The sequence below is a fragment of the Leptospira ainlahdjerensis genome, from assembly GCF_016919175.1.
GTDB lineage: Bacteria > Spirochaetota > Leptospiria > Leptospirales > Leptospiraceae > Leptospira > Leptospira ainlahdjerensis.
Map to the genome: position 1 here is coordinate 226,089 of NZ_JAFFPU010000075.1, position 16,930 is coordinate 243,018.

Annotated in this window: 16 protein-coding genes; 9 read left to right on the forward strand and 7 right to left on the reverse strand. The window is 43.0% G+C overall.

Annotation, left to right across the window (positions count from 1 at the left end):
- Positions 1-6 precede the first annotated feature (6 nt).
- The 4 genes from JWG45_RS19630 (at position 7) to JWG45_RS19645 (ending at position 3,801) form a co-directional block, all read left to right on the forward strand.
- Complete coding sequence (locus JWG45_RS19630; RefSeq protein ID WP_205281301.1) at positions 7-1,779, forward strand: FlgD immunoglobulin-like domain containing protein; 1,773 nt, start codon at positions 7-9, stop codon at positions 1,777-1,779.
- A gap of 4 nt (positions 1,780-1,783) precedes the next feature.
- Positions 1,784-2,530: an NRDE family protein gene (locus JWG45_RS19635; protein WP_205281302.1), complete on the forward strand. Its 747-nt coding sequence runs from the start codon at positions 1,784-1,786 to the stop codon at positions 2,528-2,530.
- Positions 2,531-2,541: 11 nt separating this feature from the next.
- A complete protein-coding gene (locus JWG45_RS19640; protein WP_205281303.1) occupies positions 2,542-2,922 on the forward strand; it encodes a PilZ domain-containing protein in 381 nt (126 codons plus the stop codon).
- A 132-nt stretch (positions 2,923-3,054) separates the two neighbouring features.
- Entirely contained in the window at positions 3,055-3,801 is a 747-nt protein-coding gene (locus JWG45_RS19645) for a class I SAM-dependent methyltransferase (RefSeq protein WP_205281304.1), read from the forward strand.
- 9 nt (positions 3,802-3,810) lie between these two features.
- Here JWG45_RS19645 and JWG45_RS19650 read toward each other — a convergent pair whose 3' ends face one another.
- The 3 genes from JWG45_RS19650 to JWG45_RS19660 are packed head-to-tail and all read right to left on the reverse strand — an operon-like array spanning position 3,811 to position 5,330.
- Positions 3,811-4,632 carry a hypothetical protein gene (locus JWG45_RS19650; RefSeq protein ID WP_205281305.1) on the reverse strand — a complete coding sequence of 274 codons (822 nt, stop codon included), beginning with the start codon at positions 4,630-4,632 and terminating at the stop codon, positions 3,811-3,813.
- Positions 4,633-4,983 carry an LIC10260 family lipoprotein gene (locus JWG45_RS19655; RefSeq protein ID WP_205281306.1) on the reverse strand — a complete coding sequence of 117 codons (351 nt, stop codon included), beginning with the start codon at positions 4,981-4,983 and terminating at the stop codon, positions 4,633-4,635.
- A gap of 2 nt (positions 4,984-4,985) precedes the next feature.
- Positions 4,986-5,330 carry a hypothetical protein gene (locus JWG45_RS19660; protein WP_205281307.1) on the reverse strand — a complete coding sequence of 115 codons (345 nt, stop codon included), beginning with the start codon at positions 5,328-5,330 and terminating at the stop codon, positions 4,986-4,988.
- Positions 5,331-5,656: 326 nt separating this feature from the next.
- Between JWG45_RS19660 and JWG45_RS19665 the strand changes: the two genes are divergently transcribed.
- The 4 genes from JWG45_RS19665 to JWG45_RS19680 all read left to right on the forward strand — a co-directional run bounded on the left by JWG45_RS19665 (position 5,657) and on the right by JWG45_RS19680 (position 10,514).
- On the forward strand, positions 5,657-6,466 hold the full coding sequence (locus JWG45_RS19665; protein WP_205281308.1) for an adhesin OmpL37 family surface protein: 810 nt from the start codon (positions 5,657-5,659) through the stop codon (positions 6,464-6,466).
- 230 nt (positions 6,467-6,696) lie between these two features.
- Positions 6,697-8,745 carry a DUF4178 domain-containing protein gene (locus JWG45_RS19670; protein WP_205281309.1) on the forward strand — a complete coding sequence of 683 codons (2,049 nt, stop codon included), beginning with the start codon at positions 6,697-6,699 and terminating at the stop codon, positions 8,743-8,745.
- Between the two features lie 70 nt (positions 8,746-8,815).
- Positions 8,816-9,010 carry a DUF4806 domain-containing protein gene (locus tag JWG45_RS19675; RefSeq protein WP_205281310.1) on the forward strand — a complete coding sequence of 65 codons (195 nt, stop codon included), beginning with the start codon at positions 8,816-8,818 and terminating at the stop codon, positions 9,008-9,010.
- Between the two features lie 7 nt (positions 9,011-9,017).
- On the forward strand, positions 9,018-10,514 hold the full coding sequence (locus tag JWG45_RS19680; RefSeq protein ID WP_205281311.1) for a polyamine aminopropyltransferase: 1,497 nt from the start codon (positions 9,018-9,020) through the stop codon (positions 10,512-10,514).
- A 221-nt stretch (positions 10,515-10,735) separates the two neighbouring features.
- On the opposite strand, the gene JWG45_RS19685 is transcribed toward JWG45_RS19680, so the two are convergent.
- Positions 10,736-11,176: a GNAT family N-acetyltransferase gene (locus JWG45_RS19685; RefSeq protein WP_205281312.1), complete on the reverse strand. Its 441-nt coding sequence runs from the start codon at positions 11,174-11,176 to the stop codon at positions 10,736-10,738.
- A 567-nt stretch (positions 11,177-11,743) separates the two neighbouring features.
- Between JWG45_RS19685 and JWG45_RS19690 the strand changes: the two genes are divergently transcribed.
- Positions 11,744-12,133 carry a hypothetical protein gene (locus JWG45_RS19690; RefSeq protein ID WP_205281313.1) on the forward strand — a complete coding sequence of 130 codons (390 nt, stop codon included), beginning with the start codon at positions 11,744-11,746 and terminating at the stop codon, positions 12,131-12,133.
- A gap of 81 nt (positions 12,134-12,214) precedes the next feature.
- Here the strand turns inward: JWG45_RS19690 and JWG45_RS19695 are convergent, their stop codons facing one another.
- Genes JWG45_RS19695 through ftsH form a run of 3 tightly spaced genes read right to left on the reverse strand, consistent with a single transcriptional unit; the run spans position 12,215 to position 16,706 of the window.
- Positions 12,215-14,275 carry a 7TM diverse intracellular signaling domain-containing protein gene (locus JWG45_RS19695; protein WP_205281314.1) on the reverse strand — a complete coding sequence of 687 codons (2,061 nt, stop codon included), beginning with the start codon at positions 14,273-14,275 and terminating at the stop codon, positions 12,215-12,217.
- Positions 14,272-14,742 carry an EVE domain-containing protein gene (locus JWG45_RS19700; protein WP_205281315.1) on the reverse strand — a complete coding sequence of 157 codons (471 nt, stop codon included), beginning with the start codon at positions 14,740-14,742 and terminating at the stop codon, positions 14,272-14,274. The genes JWG45_RS19695 and JWG45_RS19700 overlap by 4 nt, the downstream gene beginning before the upstream one ends.
- Complete coding sequence (gene ftsH / locus JWG45_RS19705) at positions 14,739-16,706, reverse strand: ATP-dependent zinc metalloprotease FtsH (protein WP_118967404.1); 1,968 nt, start codon at positions 16,704-16,706, stop codon at positions 14,739-14,741. The genes JWG45_RS19700 and ftsH overlap by 4 nt, the downstream gene beginning before the upstream one ends.
- Positions 16,707-16,930: the final 224 nt, after the last annotated feature.

Below are 16,930 nucleotides of genomic sequence, written 5' to 3' on the forward strand. Positions count from 1 at the left end.
TACTGCATGCGGAACCGGATTCAATTCATCATAGCCTCGTGTTTATTCTTTTCCTATTCTCTCAATGCCGACACTTTTATCAAAACGAGTTCCGAGTCGTTCTCGCCGAATTGGGACGGAAGAAACGATACGGTAGAATTTAGAATTTCCAAATCCGCGCTTCCCCGTTTGTTCGACTGGGAATTGGTCGTCAAAAACGCGGGTGATGATATCGTAAAAACGTTTCGAGCCGATCACAGAAGAAAAAGAGGATTCTCCCTTCTTCCATTTTTGCAAGACGAGAATACACTTTCTCCATTAGAGATTACGATTCCGGAATCGATTCTCTGGAGCGGTGAAGATTCGAAAGGTTTTTTATTACCGGATGGGGAATACAAATACAGACTACGATTGGTTACGGAGAATAAGGAAAATCTTTTATCGGAAGAAAAATCCATCCTGCTTGATTCTCATCCTCCGAACTCGGAACTCGGCTCGAAAACGAGGGTTCTTTTTTTAACAGGAGACCGTTCCTCATCCAGAATCAACATCTCGCAAAAAGCGATCGGAGAATCCGGAGACAACTTCACTGGAGAATTTTTGAATTCCGAAGGAAAGGTAGTAAAATCCTATTCTTGGAAGTACAAAGAGGTGCCTTCCAACTTGAGTTGGGACGGTACCGATTATTCGAATAAACAACTTCCGAGCGGTATCTATTCCTATCGATTGACCGCGTTTGACAAAGGAAAAAACGAATCCATAACTTTGTTAAACGACTTAACGATTCGAAACGAAACCTCGGGAGTCGATTTGTATTCCGATTCAAAATTGTATTCCTATCTTCCCGGGAGTGTGAAAAATTCGATAAGGTTCCATACCTTTATTTCTCCGAAAATCAAATCCGATTCTTATGAAATCGAAATTTTTCAAAAAAACGGAAACGAAGAAAAGAACGTCTATCGTCTCAGGGATACGGGAGAACCGTCTCCGGAATGGAGATGGGATCTCAGAAATCAGGCTGGAGATTTTATTTCCTCGGGCATTTATCATTACAGACTAACGATTCACAGTCGATACGAACGTTATCAGTCCTTTCCGTCTTTTTTTCAGATCACAAAAGATTCTTTCGAACTTTCAGTTTCGGTTTCTCCGAAAGAATTCACTCCCGATAACGACGGCAAAAACGACGTCTTAAAAATCTCCCTCGACGCGCAAGGGATTCCTCTTCAATTCTGGGAAATCACGTTATACGAAACACCGCCTTATACGGGTTTGAAAAAAAAGATCAAAACCTGGTCGGGTAACGGCGCGCCTTGTCAAGAAATTCACTGGGAAGGATTGGACGAAACCGGCGTTAGGGTCGGCTCGTTGAGCGACTTCTACTTCGACTGGAAATTTACCGACGTCTTGGGAAGAGAATCGAGCGGCAGCGGCGCGGAATTTAAAACCGGAATTCTGGTTTTAGAAGAAGATAGCCATCTCCGAATTTCGATCCCGGAATCGCAGGTGGAAGCAAGGTGGTGGTCCCTTCCCGGAAAAGTCAGATCTTTGTTAAACGAATTCCCCGGATATAAAATCGAAGTACAATCCCATTCTTCCCACCAAGGCGACGAAGAAGTCAATCAAGTGACCACCGAAGAACGCGCGAGAATCGCGTCTGAATATTTCTTTTCCAAATCCGTTCCGTTCGGTAGAATTCGGTTTCGAGGTTACGGAGAAACTCTTCCTTTGATTCCGGGTTCCGGAAAATACGAAGCCGATAAAAATCAGAGAATCGATTTTTATCTTTCACCTCAATAACGTTATGTGCACTGCGATCATCTACAGAAATCGGGAGGAAAAAATTCTCGGTTTGGGTTTTAATCGGGACGAATCCGTTAAAAGAAAACCTTCTACACTTCCTCAGAAAATCGGAAACGGCCCCGTTTACGCAATCTCTCCATTGGATGGAGACTACGGCGGAACTTGGATCGGGGTCAATTCCTCTCGGGAAATTTTTTGTCTTCTGAATTTTTACGAAGCGACTCTAAAACTTTTGAGAAATCCCACCAGCCGCGGTTTACTCGTTCGTTCTTGTTTGTTAAACGAAGTCGATCCCGACAAACTTAAAAAAGTAGACCTACTCAGCTTTTATCCTTTCAAATTAGTGCGGATCACCCTCGAAAAAACCGACGTTTTTATTTGGGACGGCGAAGAGCTTGCCGTAACGACTAACGAAGAAACGTTTCAAATCATGGGGAGTTCGTTTACACAAGGGCCGAAGGCTCAGGCTTCGAGAGAAGCCGTCTTCAATGAACATTTCCTTCCGAAAACTCTTCCAAACTCCGAAGATTTTTTGCGCTTATCGAAAAATTTTCTGACTTCGCATATTCCCGAAAAAGGAGCCCTTTCCGCTTGTATGCACCGAAGAGACGCTCATTCGGTTTCAAAAACCGAAGTCGTATTAACGGAGAAGTTGTTGACGGTCACATATCAGGATGGTCAACCTTGTGAATCACCGGATCCGGAAGTTCTTAATTTGACTTTGACGGATTTTTCGGTCTTAGGATAATTGAACTTTATATGGCCGGCACCAAGTCCTTATTCGACGATTCTTTTGAATACAGAGATCCTGCGATTCAAAAAAGAAAGAATGCTCGAGTTAAAATCACCTTAGACGCGGAAATGACGATCAAAGGAAAATCGGAAAGACATCCCGTTACGATTCTCGATATAGGAACCGGAGGAGTCGCTCTGGATTCAAGAATGACGATGTTCGAAGGTGATCGGATTCACCTTCACGCAAAAATCAACGGAAAAGAGATGACTCTTGAGGCGGAGATCATCCGTTCTTCCGGGAAAAAAGCGAACAGCATCTTTGTAAACATCGCAGACGATCATAGAAACGAAATCCAAGAGCTGATCCACAAGAAATTTTTTGAAAAAGAAAAGAAACTCAACTAAAATTTCTTCCCGCACGTAATAAGACATTTCTCCGGATTTTCGATCCCACTTTCTAAATCCGACAAAATTCAATTCTCGGAATATTCCATTTTTTGATTGATTCTACCCTTTTTTCCGAAAACAATATAGCAGATGAAACCGAAAACTCCGAAAAAGAAAACAAAGAACACGACGCGCACGGTAAAAACAAAAACGCCAAGCAAAAAGATTCCAGTTCAGAGTATTCCCGCACCCGAAATGGAATCCTTTTATGCGAAGATGTTCGCTCGATTTTACGACCGATTTATGGATAGAATCGAAAGGACGGTTCTCCACCGAAAACGAAAATATCTCATCCATCCTTTACAGGGAAAAATTCTCGAGATCGGAAGCGGAACCGGAATTAACTTTCCGATCTATTCGTCCAAGGCGGATGTGATCGCGATCGAACCTTCAATCTCCATGATGGAAAAAGCAAAGGAAAGAATTCGTTCCTTCCAAAGTTCCTCCGATTCCAGTCGGCACGCACGGATCAAAATGGAAGTTATAGGTCTTGGAAATCCGGAATTAGAATCCTTAATTCCACCGAAAAGTATGGACGCGATTCTTTTTACTCTCGTTTTATGTACGGTTCCCGATCCGGTCTATGCGATTCAATTCGCAAAATCCCGATTGAAACGCGGGGGAAAAATTCTGATTCTGGAACATGTTCAGGCGACTTCAAAAGCCGGACAGATTTTACAAAATCTTCTCAATCCATTTTGGAATCGTTTTGCACAAGGCTGCAATCTGAACAGAGATCCGGCTTCTATCCTAAAGGCCGCAGGATTTAAGCCTATAGAAGAATTTCGTTTTAAAAAGACCTTACCCTTTTACCAAGCGATCTACGAATTAAAGTAGAATGATCGTTTATCGTTTCCTTTTGGATTTTTTAGATCCCGATCTTTTCTTTTGAGGAAATGGAATTTTGAAAAACAGGCCGTTCGTTCTTTTTACAGTCTCTAACATCCGAGCGGCCGCTTCCTGATCGATTCCGTTGATTCCAAATAGATCTTCGAAATTCATCGTAAAAGAAAAGTTTTCGTCCTTCTCAAATTTTTCAATAGGTAAGAGGTATGCAAAAAACGGAAAGTATTCGGCGAACGAATTCCAGTCTTTGATTTTTATTTTTTCCTTTTTCAAAAGTTCTAAAATCGATTCCACAATTTTCCAATCCGGGATTTTCAGAAGCCCGTGCGAGTTTTCGTTCGGCTCATTCTTATATTCCTTAATGATGATCCAAAGACCGATCACGATCGAGGCAAAAACGACTAACTTGACCAGGCTGACCAGAACATCGTTCGTAATTCCGAAGTTTTTATATAGAAGAAAAAAACTCTCCGATAGAATTACGACTCCGATTTTTAGGGTTTCCTTTTTGTAATTTACGCGATATTTTTGGTATTCCGATACGAAACCGAACGATACCAATAGATCGAATGGAATTCTTAAACTTTGATTTTGAGAGGCAGGGATCGGAAAAAGAATTCCCCGATTGATAATTTCCTTCTTTGAAAAAAGGATCGTAAACATTCCGACACAAAATGAAATCACAAGCAAAACAAATAAAACTAAATCGTATTGATTCGAATCGAACTCCATTTTACCTCCGGAAACTTTTTTGATCTTTCTGGAAGAGCAACAAGTTTCCGTCGGCTTTTTGAGAAGAATTAGAATCGATCGAACTTTCAATTATCGTTCTGGAATTTCTTCGCCTTCTACGATCACTTCGTAACGCGCAAAACAAACAAACGGAACCAAAGGCAAAATACAAACCGGAAACTTCATATCGACTTCCACATTTCTTAAAAAGGATTCCGAAATTTCCGCTTCCTTCAGATAAGAATTCAATCCTACCGGAAAAAGTCCGCCGAAACCGATTCTATACTTTCCGAATTGAACCCGTCTCGTTTTTGAAATTTCAACTCCGATCGGTTGATTCGGTTTTTCTAAAATCACATAACTTATCTTTCTCGGTGTTTGCGAACAACTCAGAAAGAGAATCGAAAACAAAAACGCTAATAATTTTAAAGTGAGTTTCATGTTCATTTGCCCCGTGGAATTGTGTCGCTGTTCAGCGCAAAACCTTTGATAAAAATACAGTGCATCGGAGCAAAAGGCCCCGTCGTGTGCGTAACTTCCGCTTCCAGAATCGTATCGTATTTTGTATTCGCAATCGCATTCTCAAACGCTTTCGCAAGGCTATAGTAGAATCCGCAATCCTTACCTTCTTTGATTTCTCCAGAAAGGTTTTGAAGATTCTCGGGAATTTTTTTCCCTTCTAAATTTCCTTGGGACAAAAGATGGATTTTTTGCGTCGTAGAACAGAATGAAAAAAACAAAATAGAAACATAAAAAAACAACAAAGAACAAATTCGATCCGGAACCATAAAACCTCGTTTAGAAAATTAAGTATTTGGAATGTATTTTTATCTTTTTAAAAATACAAATCGAATCTTTAATAATTTAAAAAGAGGCCGCTTTTATTTCTTTGTGATTCAAAGGAATGTTTCTTCCATTTTCCCTTTCCTTTTTGTGTAAAAGATAATCTGATTAGAAACCGGAGGCAGTATCTGAAAAGAAGGCAAAATCAAGGATTCGGGAAGAATTCCTTTCAATCGAAACCTTGGCAGCGGACATAAGTCTTAAAAACCGGAATGATCTATTATTCGTTTCACTATTGAATTATAGGTTCACATTTCCCGAAACTAGTTGTATGAAGTTCTCCCTGGGAATCGGAATCGCTCTTTTACTTTGGATCCCCATTTCCATATCCGCGGACCTCGCGAGCAACGGAGCCACACATCTGGTCCGAGTTGAAAAAGGTCTCAAGGTAAACGAGTTTCTCATCAAATCGATGAACAGTTCGATCTCAAACATCGGCTCCGAGGCGGACAAAGCCCTCTACAAAAGAATCATCCAACACCACGTAGAGACAAACCAACTCTACTTCCAGTTCGATCTGGAAAGATCCTACGCGGAACTCAAAAGGACCCAAGACCTTCTGGTGATTTTGTATTCCAATGTCATCGAAGGGAGTAAAAAAACCGTTCGAACCGAACTGATCCCGCTCGGTTATCAAGCGATTCGAGGAACCGAAGCTCGACCAAAAAAACACCTTGAGATGGCTTATCGGGAACTGGCGGCGGCGGAACAAAAAAAATTGATCGCTGACAATACGAGACCGTATCTTCAACCGATCAAATTGGAACTACTTTACGAATCTCTAAAACTTCTCAAACAATCCAGAAAGTATGTGATCCTACTTTCCATGGAATTTCTTTCCGACTTTCCGGCCGATCCTGAAAGTGAAGACTTTCTCGGGATCCTGAACGAGATCAACAGAGCGATGTTTTCCCGCAAGGACGAGTTTGCAAGAATCCATTTTGACAATCATTTCCACGCCTATTCCGGTGAAAACCTCTACGACACTTATTGGCAAAATCCGGCTCTCGAAGAACTGGAAAAACCCTTGGGAGAAGTCGACGCCGCCTATCTCCGGGATCGTCGCAGAGCAAAACGCTGAACTTCAATGCGCGAGGGATCGACGCGGTATCAACAAATTGGTTTTTTGGAAAAAAATTCTTTCAAGGTCGATTCCAATTTGTTGATAAGAGCCGAGAGCCCGGTGGGCGCTTGGAATGTAAATTTTTCTCCTCCGAGCTTCTCCGCCCACGCGCCCAAATTGATTTTTTCCGTTTCCTATTTTAGAAATTCAGGTGACAGGGAATTCTTGTCTAGATACAACCTATCCTTGTGTTAGAACTGAGTTGTCCGAACTGCGGCGCGCCCGTCCCCTTTCAAAACAAAGCCTCGATTTATGGAGTCTGTCCGAACTGTAAGACTCTCACCGTTCAAAAAAACCAATCTTTAGAAAGCCTAGGAAAAGCCGGAGAACTCGTCCCGGATCTTTCTCCGATTCAAGTAGGAACCTCGGGGAAAACAAAAGACGGGATTCAGTTTCAAATCGTCGGAAGAATTCAACAACGCTACAGCCTCGGAACCTGGAACGAATGGCACGCGATTTCTCAAGAAGGGAAATCCATGTGGCTCGCGGAAGCACAGGGCCAATTCATGATTACCGAACTTCGCCCCACTTCTCAGAACGAAACCTTCCCGGAACACGATCCGATCCGGGATCTGGAAACTCCTCCCGACGTTTATTTTATCTCCTCCAAAACTTCGAAACAACTCCTGAGAGCCGGCGATACCCTATTACTCGAAAACTCCTATTGGATGATCCGCGAAATCGGCGTTGCGACCTGTATCGGAGGCGAAGGAGAACTTCCCGTAGGTTTCGAATCCGGAACAACTTCGGTCCTCTTGGATCTCGCAAACGACGAGGGCTGGTTTGCTACATTAGATTATTCTCATACACCTCCCCTCTATTTCCGTGGAAAAGTTTATAGTTTCGATCAGATCGATTTTATCAATCTTCGAGATCCGAAAGCGTTCCAAGGTTTTCAAAAAGTGGAGGAGGCAAAGGCGATCCAATGTCTCGGCTGCGGCGCCTCCTTGAGCCAAAGAAGCCCGGACTTCTCCAAATCCGTCGCCTGCGAATACTGCGGAACCGTGATGGATACGAGCAAAGACGAACTCAAAATTCTTTCCAAGTTTCAGGAAGTCATCAAGGATAGAATTTACCTTCTTCCCGGAACAAAGCTCACTCTCAAAGGCAAAGAATGTGAGGTCCTCGGCGTTGTAAAAAAATCGGTCCACGCGGACGGACAAATTTTTCCTTGGACGGAATACCTTCTCCATTTTACGGGAGGCTATTACTGGTTAAACGAAACGAGCGGTCACTGGACCGTCTTCGAACCGGTTCCTTTTATTCCAAGGACGATCATCGGAACCTATCCTCCGAAAAAAACGTTTCAAAAAGAAGAATACAGACTTTTCAATTCTTCCAACGCGGGAACCGACTTTGCGTTCGGAGAATTCTACTATAAGATTCACGCGGGAGACACGGCCGAACTCGCGGACTTTATCGCTCCGCCTAAAATGCTCTCTTCCGAAAAAACTCCGAACGAACTCTTCTGGTCCATTGGAGAATACGTCCCGGTCGAAGAACTCAAAAAATCGATCCAAGGAGACGCCGATCTTCCCGAACCGGAAGGTATCGGCACAGCACAACCGAACCCCTATACTAAATTAAGAAAACGGAATATAAGAATCGCAACTTGGCTTTCTGCGATCATGCTAGTAATCCAGATCGGATTCTGTCTGAGCGCTCAGGACAAAGAGATTTTCTCAAAAGACTATTCCTACGTTCGAGAACCGGCTCCGGGAGGAACCACCGATCCTTCGTTTGTTACTGAGAGTTTTCAGTTTGAGGGAAATTCGAGGCAGAACGTTCAGATCAAGGTGGAAGTCCCCAATCTTTCCAATCATTATATCTACTATTCCTTAGCGTTGATCAACACTCAGACGGACATCGCTTACGATACGGGTCTTGAAGTCAGCTACTACGAAGGCGTTGACGACGGAGAAAGTTGGACGGAAGGAGATAAGTCTGCGGACGTCATCCTAGGAGAAATCCCTCCGGGAGAATACTATCTTCGAATCGAATCCGAATCCGATTTTCCAAGAGGAACGGGAACGGTGGCACATTTCAGCATCCGAAGAGACGTAGACCAGTCGTATTACTATCTTCTTTTCTTACTGGGAATCTGGCTTCCGGTTCCGTATTCTATGTTTCGAAGTTTTTCTTTTGAAGCTTCCAGAAACGAGAATAGCGATTTTGCCCCACAAAGTTCGGGCGATTCCGACGAGGATGATTCTTCCTATTCTTCCAGCGATGATTGAGAATGGAAGGAAAATGAAAAAAAGAATCGCGGATCGATCCATATTTCGATAAAATCCAAGGACAAAAAGAATGAAATATCTAAAACCACTTTTGTATCCTCTCTACGCGTTGGGGCTTACGGGTTATCTGACATACACAAACATGTTCGGAGGAGGTTCGAGCAATGTGGATGAAGTGGAGAACGTTCCGAAAACGGTAAGAGAAAATCCCGGAGTTTATAGGTCTCATTATACGAACTTCATGAGATATTCCGGAGGAAAGTAAGACCGTTTTGCAAACAGCCCTTTATATTTCCGTCCTCATCATCTCCTCCTGCGGCCTCGTCTATGAACTGTTGGCCGGAACGATCGCTTCTTATCTCCTCGGAGAAACCGTAACACAGTTTTCATTGATCATAGGAACCTATCTTTTCTCGATGGGAGTGGGCTCTTGGTTGTCCAAATACTTGGAAAAGGATTTGATCCCTAAATTTTTGGAGATCGAACTCGCGATCGGACTCGTGGGAGGTTTTAGCGCGGCGATTCTTTATTTGAGTTTCGGACAAATTCGTTTTTTTCAAATTCCGTTGTTCCTCCTCGTTATCCTCGTTGGAATCCTGGTCGGACTTGAAATTCCTGTTTTACTAAGAATTCTAAAAAAAGAACTCCAGTTTAAAGAACTCGTATCCAGGGTTTTAAGTCTGGATTACGTGGGCGCTCTGCTCGCGTCGATTTTATTTCCCATTTTCTTCGCACCGAAACTCGGATTGATAAGAACCAGTTTTATATTCGGAATTTTGAATGCAGCGGTCGCACTCTGGGGAACCTGGGCCTTACCTCTTAGACAATCTCGAATGATATTGCTCCGAGCGCAATCCGTGATCGTCCTCACACTTTTGATTCTCGGATTTTCGTTTTCGGACCTGATCACATATTATAGCGAAGAAACCTTATATACGGACGAGATCATTCTATCGAAACAATCCCAGTTTCAGAGAATCATCGTAACAAGATGGAAAAATGAAATAAGACTTTTTTTAAACGGACATCTTCAGTTTTCATCCAGAGACGAATACAGATATCACGAGACCTTGGTTCATCCCGCGATCTTAGCACATCCGTCGCCGAAAAAAATTTTGGTCTTGGGAGGCGGAGACGGATTGGCGGTGAGGGAAATTCTAAAACACAAAAAGGTAGAATCGGTTACGTTAGTCGATCTTGATCCCGCCGTAACCGGCCTTTTTACCGAACACAGCGTCTTGAAAGAACTCAACGATGGAAGTTTAAAAAATCCTAAAGTAACGGTAATAAACACGGACGCTTTCGTATGGCTGGAGGAATCCGATCAGACCTTTGACGTTGTGATCATAGACTTTCCCGATCCAAGCAACTTCTCGCTCGGAAAACTCTACACGACCGCATTCTTTCACGTTCTCAAAAGAAGGATGAACGAAACGTCCGTATTGGAGATACAATCGACGTCTCCACTCTTCGCCCGTTCTTCTTATTGGTGTATCGAAAAAACGATTTCGTCCTTGGGATTTCAGACGCTTCCACTGCACGTTTACGTTCCTTCTTTCGGAGAATGGGGATTCGTTCTTGCCGGACAGAGACCGATTCGATTCCAAGAAAAATTTCCGGAAGATCTTCGATACTTAAATTCGGAAGAACTCAAGTCGATTCAAATCTTTCCTTTGGATATGTCCAAAATTCCGGTGGAGATCAATCGATTGGACAATCAAGCTCTCGTACGATATTACGATCGGGAATGGAATCGAATCTTAGATTAGAAATCGGAAAATTGGCTCGGGGCGGCTCCTGAAGTTTTTCTAGCAAAAAAAGAATGAAGAGTAATTGCAGGACCGAGCTCTCAGCTCCTGTCAATAAATTGGATTCGACTGTTCAAGACGTATTTTTCAAAAAAGCAATTTATTGACACCGCTTCGATCTCTGCCGCGGGGTCCTTACGTCGAGATCGAAGCGAGAAACCGAAGTCAAAATTTGTAGTGAATTATCTCCGTAACCATTGCCAGACTTTGCCGTCTTCGGGGTGAATCAGCTCACCTGTCATTTCGAAATTCAAACGTTCCAGGATACGGGTAGAGGCATTGTTCTCCGGCAACGTTTGTGCCGTAACGGTCACCTGGGGCAACGCTAAACGCGCCTGAGCAACCAAGAAGGACGCAAAAAAAGTTCCTAACCCTTTTCCCTCGTATTCCGGAAAGACAAAGTAGGCGATCTCCACTTGACCGTTTTGAGGAGGTGATTTGAATGCACAAGTACCGAGTACATCGTATCCTTGGACATACAAATAAGCAATCCAAGGTTCTACGGGCTGCCGGTCGTTTGCATTATACATTCTGAATACACTGGACACGACGTCTTGCACAACGGCGTTCTTTTCGAGTTCTAGTAGCTCGCTCGAATCGGGTTGAATGGGAATGAATTTCATTGATATACTCCTTAATCTTTCATTTTTTCTTACTCCAAAAGAATGAGGTGAACATAGGCGGCTCCTGAGTTTTTTTGGTTCGAATCAAAACCGGAAAATACGATGAAAAGCTCTTACGGTGATTCTCGACTTCGTAGAAGGTTTTAGTTCTTTTAACTTCCGCCTGTCAATCTACTTTTTAGTTCTCAATTTAGTTGATTCGAAGCCCCTGAGATTAGCGGAAGCTAACAAGAAGTTCGCTTTCAATATGAAATACGAGATTACCCGATTACACCATTCCGGAAATAAGTTTGTACAAAACGTCTTTTGGTCTTCCGGTAAAAAATATCCGATCGAAGAGCGAAGGCTAAACTTCAACAAAACGAATTGCCGATAAGCCTCTTTTTCAAATATTCTCATTGCGAAACGCCTGGTAAAAACGAAAAAAAGAATCGAGTCCGACTTTCCCTTCTAAGATTGACAGATTTTTCAAAAACGTGGAACCTGAATTTCAAAAAGTTGTCCAACTTTTAAACGGCGTCTTGTAAGATAAGCCTGTGACATTGGACACTATTTAAGGATTCCTGAATGAAAAAAACGATTTCCCTTTTTTCCCTTTCCGTCTTTGCGTTAGTCGCGTTGTTTGTACCCTCTTTAAACGCACAACCGGAACGTAAAATCGAAACAACGGTCCATGACTTCATGGAAGATTATCCAAAACTGGCCGTAAAAGCTGCAAAAAAAGGAAAACCGGAATACATAGAAAAGATTTTAGCCGAACTTCCAAATTTTGCTTTGGACGAACAAAAGGCAAAGTGGACCGAAATTTCTCAAGAGGCGCTCAAAACAAAAGACTACGAACAGTCCTGCAAAACCTGTCACAAAGAATTTAAAAAAGAATACAAAAAAACTTATCGTAAAAGACCGATTCAGGTTTCTCCCGAACTGATCCAATATCTAAAAGAACTTAAAAAATAACCGATCCAATTTCCGAAGGAAGACTTCCAAAACGAAATTGAATCTCATTCCGTTTCGGAAGTTTTTCGTTTTTCAAACGGGTTAGGATCCGGTTCGAGAACTTTCTTGATAAAGAGGCGGGATCACCTTTTCTTCCTTTTCAAACTTTCCGTTCAAATCTAAAATCATCAGAGTGATATCGTCCTCGAATTGATCCCCGCGTCCCGACCAGGATTTTACCGTATCGAAAACGAGCTGATTTAAGGCTCTGCCCTGCATCGCGGAATTTGTTTTTAAGAAATCGTAGAATTTTTGATAACCGAACATCTGTCCGTATTGATTTCGTGCTTCCGTAACGCCGTCGGTAAACAGGATGATACGATCTTCTTTTTTGATCGGAATGATCAACTGACCGTTCTTCAGATTTCCGTCGATTCCCATGATCCAACCTGGAAGAAAAATCTCTCTGAATTCTCCTTTACCATGATTGAGAATCGCGATCGGAGGATGTCCCGCGTTCGAATACGTTATGATACCTTTGTGCATATCGATAATCAAATACGCTGCGGTTATAAAGTGTTTCCCGTATTTTCCCATCAAAGCGCGGTTAATATTTTTCAAAACTTCGGCGGGTTCCGCGGCTTTTCTGACTTCTATCGAAAACGCGAGTTTCACCATCGAGGCGATGATCGCGGCGGGAATCCCGTGACCGGAAACGTCGCTGATAAAAACTCCGAGCCTTCCGTCTCCGTAATCGTGAAAATCATAGAAGTCTCCGCCGACGGAACTCGCACATTCCATCTTTACGGAAAGTTCGATTCCTGCCACTTTCGGAAGTTTATCGGGAAGAATGGATTCTTGAAGCTCTCTCGCGATCTTCAGTTCCTGTTCGATCTCGGAAAGTTTGATTTGATTCTCATAAGCGTCGATACTCGTCTGTAAACTCTCCGCTTGAAGAGATTTAAAACGATCTGCCAGAGCGAAGGAAAGAAGAGTCATTTCCAAAAGGGAACCGATCAAAGAACCCCAATTGGTAAACAAGTTACTCGGCAAAACGGATAAGTTTCTAAGCACCGTGATCAAAATAAAAACCACCAAAACCGACCATGCGAGAAGAAAAAAACGGGCGGGACGATAACCTTGACGATAACGATCGATTCCGGCGTAGATCACGACTACGGAAGTAAAAATCGGGAACAAGGTCAATGCCTGCATATTCCAAAAATAGAATATAGGGAAGAAGGAAAGAAGAATCCCCACAACTCCCGGAATCATAAACAAAATCAGAATCACATCCGTAATCTTCATCGTCCTGCCGGTATGAAGAAACGATCTCGTGAATTGAATCGAAAAGACGATCGCAAGATACGCAAAAGGAACAAGAAAATCGTTCCACGTTTTGAGGGCCGAAGTATAGAGATACTGATTTCCCACCCCGGTCACGGAAAGTTGCCAGAGACCGAAAAACAAAAGATAAAGAACGTAAAAAAGATAACCCGCTTCTTTCACAGTAGAAAGGACAAAACCGTTGTAAACGAGCATCACGAGTAAGGCCCCGAAAAACAAACCGAAAAGGATATTCTGAACTTGAACGTTTGTGATAAACTCGTTCGCGGTCCAAGCCTTTAAATTGAGGATCAAGGATCTTCTAGTGGAGACCTTGATCAAATATTCTTCCGTGTTTCCGTATTGAGTGACAAGACGATAGACCGGATGAAAATATTCAATGCTCTGATCGCGTTTGATCTCCTGATAACGGACGGGAAATTGAGAAAGTTTTTTATAGAGTATAAATTCTTCGGAAGCGGGATTGGCTAATTCTAAAAACCAAGGTTGAAAACCGTGACCGATCTTTTCAAAATGAATCTTGGAACGGATCCAAAACGTAGATTGAGTATATCCTTTAGAAAGGCTTTCCTTTTCAAAATTCTTCCATTCCGGATGAAAGTTCGGATTGGAAAAATCCTCGATACGAATCGTTCCATTAGAATCTTCTAATACTTGAAGAGTTTTTCCTAAAAATTCCCCATTCATTTTTTCCGAAAGGGAGAACGCGGATTGGAGCGGAGAAGAATATTTATCGGTGATCGATACCGAATCGGCGAATAGCAGGGCAGTTTCGCAGAAAAACAGAAGAAGAAGGGTTTGAACTTTCAGCTTCAAAGTTTCACACCCGCAAGTCCCAGAATGAACTGAAACTCCGCGGGAGAAACTGGCTGAATAGAAAGGCGAGAACCTTTCTGTAGAAGCACCATATTCTTAAGTTGTTTGTGCTTTTTCATTTCTTCCATCGTGACAGGTTCAGGGAATCTTTTTTTAAATTTTACATCTACCATGTACCACGTTGGATTCTCATTCTTACTTTTCGGATCGAAGTATTTGTGAGAAGGATCAAATGCGAAATGATCCGGATATCCTTGTTTTGCAACTTCGGCGATTCCAACGATGGAAAGGGGGTTAGCCCGGCTATGGTAAAAGAGAATGAGATCCCCTTTTTTAATACTGTCACGCAAGAAATTGCGCGCCTGATAATTTCTTACCCCTTCCCAAGGAGCGATATGGGAAGGAGAATTGTACAGGTCATCGATTGAAAAAACGTCGGGTTCTGTTTTAAATAACCAGTGATTCATTCCATTCCGGCGTTGTAGGCGGGGTTTGTTTTGATTCCGTTTTGTTTCTTCGATTTAACCGTTTTTTCCGGCTTTTTTTTTGCGCCGTCTTCGCTCGCAGGATGAACGATGAGCATCAGCTCGTCATGGGAAATGGTTTCTTTTGCGAGAAGGGCTTTCGCCAATCCTTCAAACTTGGAAGCGTTCTTACGAACCAGATCGCGTCCTTTGTTCAGACAGGTCTGAACGATTTCACGGACTTCTTTGTCGATCATCGCGGCAAATTCTTCCGAGTAATATTTATTGCTATGACCCATGTCTCTTCCCACGAATACATTGGCTTGGTCGCCCGCATAGTTTACGGTTCCGAGTTTTTCGGACATTCCCCATTCACAAACCATCTTCCGTGCGATGTTCGACGCTTGTTGGATATCATTGCTCGAACCTGTGGAAGTGACTCCGAACTTAAATTCTTCTGCGATAAACCCGCCCATAGCGACTACGATCTGATCGAGCCAATACGTTTTTGGAAGAATATGTCTGTCCTCTTTCGGTAACGACTGAGTGAGTCCCAAAGCGCGTCCTCGTGGAATGATCGTAACCTTGTGAACCGGTTCTGTATAAGGAAGAAGGGTTCCCAAAATCGCGTGACCCGCTTCGTGATAAGCGATGACTTCTTTTTCTTTTTCGGACATGAAGAACGATTTTCTTTCCGGACCCATGAGCACCTTGTCGCGCGCTTCTTCGAGTTCGTCCTGAGTGACTCTTTTTTTATTCTTACGAGCTGCGAGTAAAGCACCTTCGTTGATAAGATTTGCAAGATCCGCTCCCGTAAAACCAGGGGTTCCTCTCGCGATCGAATGGAGGGAGATGTCGCTGGTCATCGGAACTTTGCGAGAATGTACTTTTAGAATTTCTTCTCTTCCTCTGATATCCGGGAGATCCACCATCACCTGGCGGTCAAAACGTCCCGGGCGAAGGAGGGCAGGATCGAGAACGTCAGCGCGGTTTGTAGCCGCCATCACGATCACACCTTCGTTCTTTTCAAAGCCGTCCATTTCTACGAGCATTTGGTTGAGAGTTTGTTCTCTTTCATCATGACCGCCGCCAAGACCTGCGCCTCTCAAACGACCGACCGCGTCGATCTCATCGATGAAAATGATACAAGGAGAATTCTTCTTGCCTTGATCAAACAAGTCTCTTACACGAGAAGCTCCCACACCCACGAACATCTCTACGAAGTCGGAACCGGAGATGGAGAAGAATGGAACTCCTGCTTCGCCTGCAACCGCTCTTGCAAGCAACGTCTTACCGGTTCCCGGAGGACCGACTAACAACACACCAGTGGGAATCCTCGCGCCGATCGCGTGAAACTTTTTCGGATCTTTTAAGAATTCTATGATTTCTACTAATTCTTCTTTTGCTTCTTCGCAACCCGCGACGTCTTCAAAAGTAATTTTTACTTTCGGATCGACGGTCATCTTTGCTTTTGATTTTCCAAAGGAGAATGCTTTGTTTCCGGTCGACTGAATCTGTCTCATCATGATGAACCAGAAAAGACCGATCAGTATAACGATCAGAAGAATATTGCTTCCGATGACGCTCCAGAATTTTCCTTCTTCCGCGGAACGCGCGTCAAAAGAAACATTCGCTCTTCTTAAAGAAGCAATCAAATCCTTATCCAGCGGAGCGACGGTCGTTCTAAACTTAACCGGTTTCGCAGTTTTAGATTCCGAATATTCCGCCGGAATGTAAAATCCTTCGATTACGTCTTTTTCGATCTGGATCTTGTTGTATTTGTCAACGGTTCCCTTATAAAGTTTACCGAGAGGTTTTTTCCCCTCTACCGGTTCCAACATATTCAAAAAGTCGGAATAGGAGATATCCTTAGTCGCGCCGGCATTGTTCTCATAATTATAAGCGATGATCAAAACGACCATCATAATGATTAGGACAAAGAATACATTTTTTACGTTCTTGTTCATGGAGTTCTCCTGTAACTTAGACGCCTGTGAGATACATTAAACAGGCAAGAGGTTCCTTCTGTTAGGATTTCACGTTTCTTCAAAAAGGCAAGGAAGAATTGAGAGAAACCGCCAAAAGGAAAACGCTTGGAATGAAATTCGCGGGAAATTTTTTACGACGTCTTAAAAAATTCGAATTCCCTTACCGAAAAAACAAACGGCAATAATCTTTCCTAAGGACGGAT

What these genes read in the sequence shown, in the direction of transcription:
- JWG45_RS19630 (WP_205281301.1), top strand. Translation starts at nt 7, where the DNA reads ATGCGGAACCGGATTCAATTCATCATAGCCTCGTGTTTATTCTTTTCC.
- JWG45_RS19635 (WP_205281302.1), top strand. Translation starts at nt 1,784, where the DNA reads ATGTGCACTGCGATCATCTACAGAAATCGGGAGGAAAAAATTCTCGGT.
- JWG45_RS19640 (WP_205281303.1), top strand. Translation starts at nt 2,542, where the DNA reads ATGGCCGGCACCAAGTCCTTATTCGACGATTCTTTTGAATACAGAGAT.
- JWG45_RS19645 (WP_205281304.1), top strand. Translation starts at nt 3,055, where the DNA reads ATGAAACCGAAAACTCCGAAAAAGAAAACAAAGAACACGACGCGCACG.
- JWG45_RS19655 (WP_205281306.1), bottom strand. Translation starts at nt 4,983, where the DNA reads ATGAAACTCACTTTAAAATTATTAGCGTTTTTGTTTTCGATTCTCTTT.
- JWG45_RS19660 (WP_205281307.1), bottom strand. Translation starts at nt 5,330, where the DNA reads ATGGTTCCGGATCGAATTTGTTCTTTGTTGTTTTTTTATGTTTCTATT.
- JWG45_RS19665 (WP_205281308.1), top strand. Translation starts at nt 5,657, where the DNA reads ATGAAGTTCTCCCTGGGAATCGGAATCGCTCTTTTACTTTGGATCCCC.
- JWG45_RS19675 (WP_205281310.1), top strand. Translation starts at nt 8,816, where the DNA reads ATGAAATATCTAAAACCACTTTTGTATCCTCTCTACGCGTTGGGGCTT.
- JWG45_RS19685 (WP_205281312.1), bottom strand. Translation starts at nt 11,176, where the DNA reads ATGAAATTCATTCCCATTCAACCCGATTCGAGCGAGCTACTAGAACTC.
- JWG45_RS19690 (WP_205281313.1), top strand. Translation starts at nt 11,744, where the DNA reads ATGAAAAAAACGATTTCCCTTTTTTCCCTTTCCGTCTTTGCGTTAGTC.
- JWG45_RS19700 (WP_205281315.1), bottom strand. Translation starts at nt 14,742, where the DNA reads ATGAATCACTGGTTATTTAAAACAGAACCCGACGTTTTTTCAATCGAT.
- ftsH (WP_118967404.1), bottom strand. Translation starts at nt 16,706, where the DNA reads ATGAACAAGAACGTAAAAAATGTATTCTTTGTCCTAATCATTATGATG.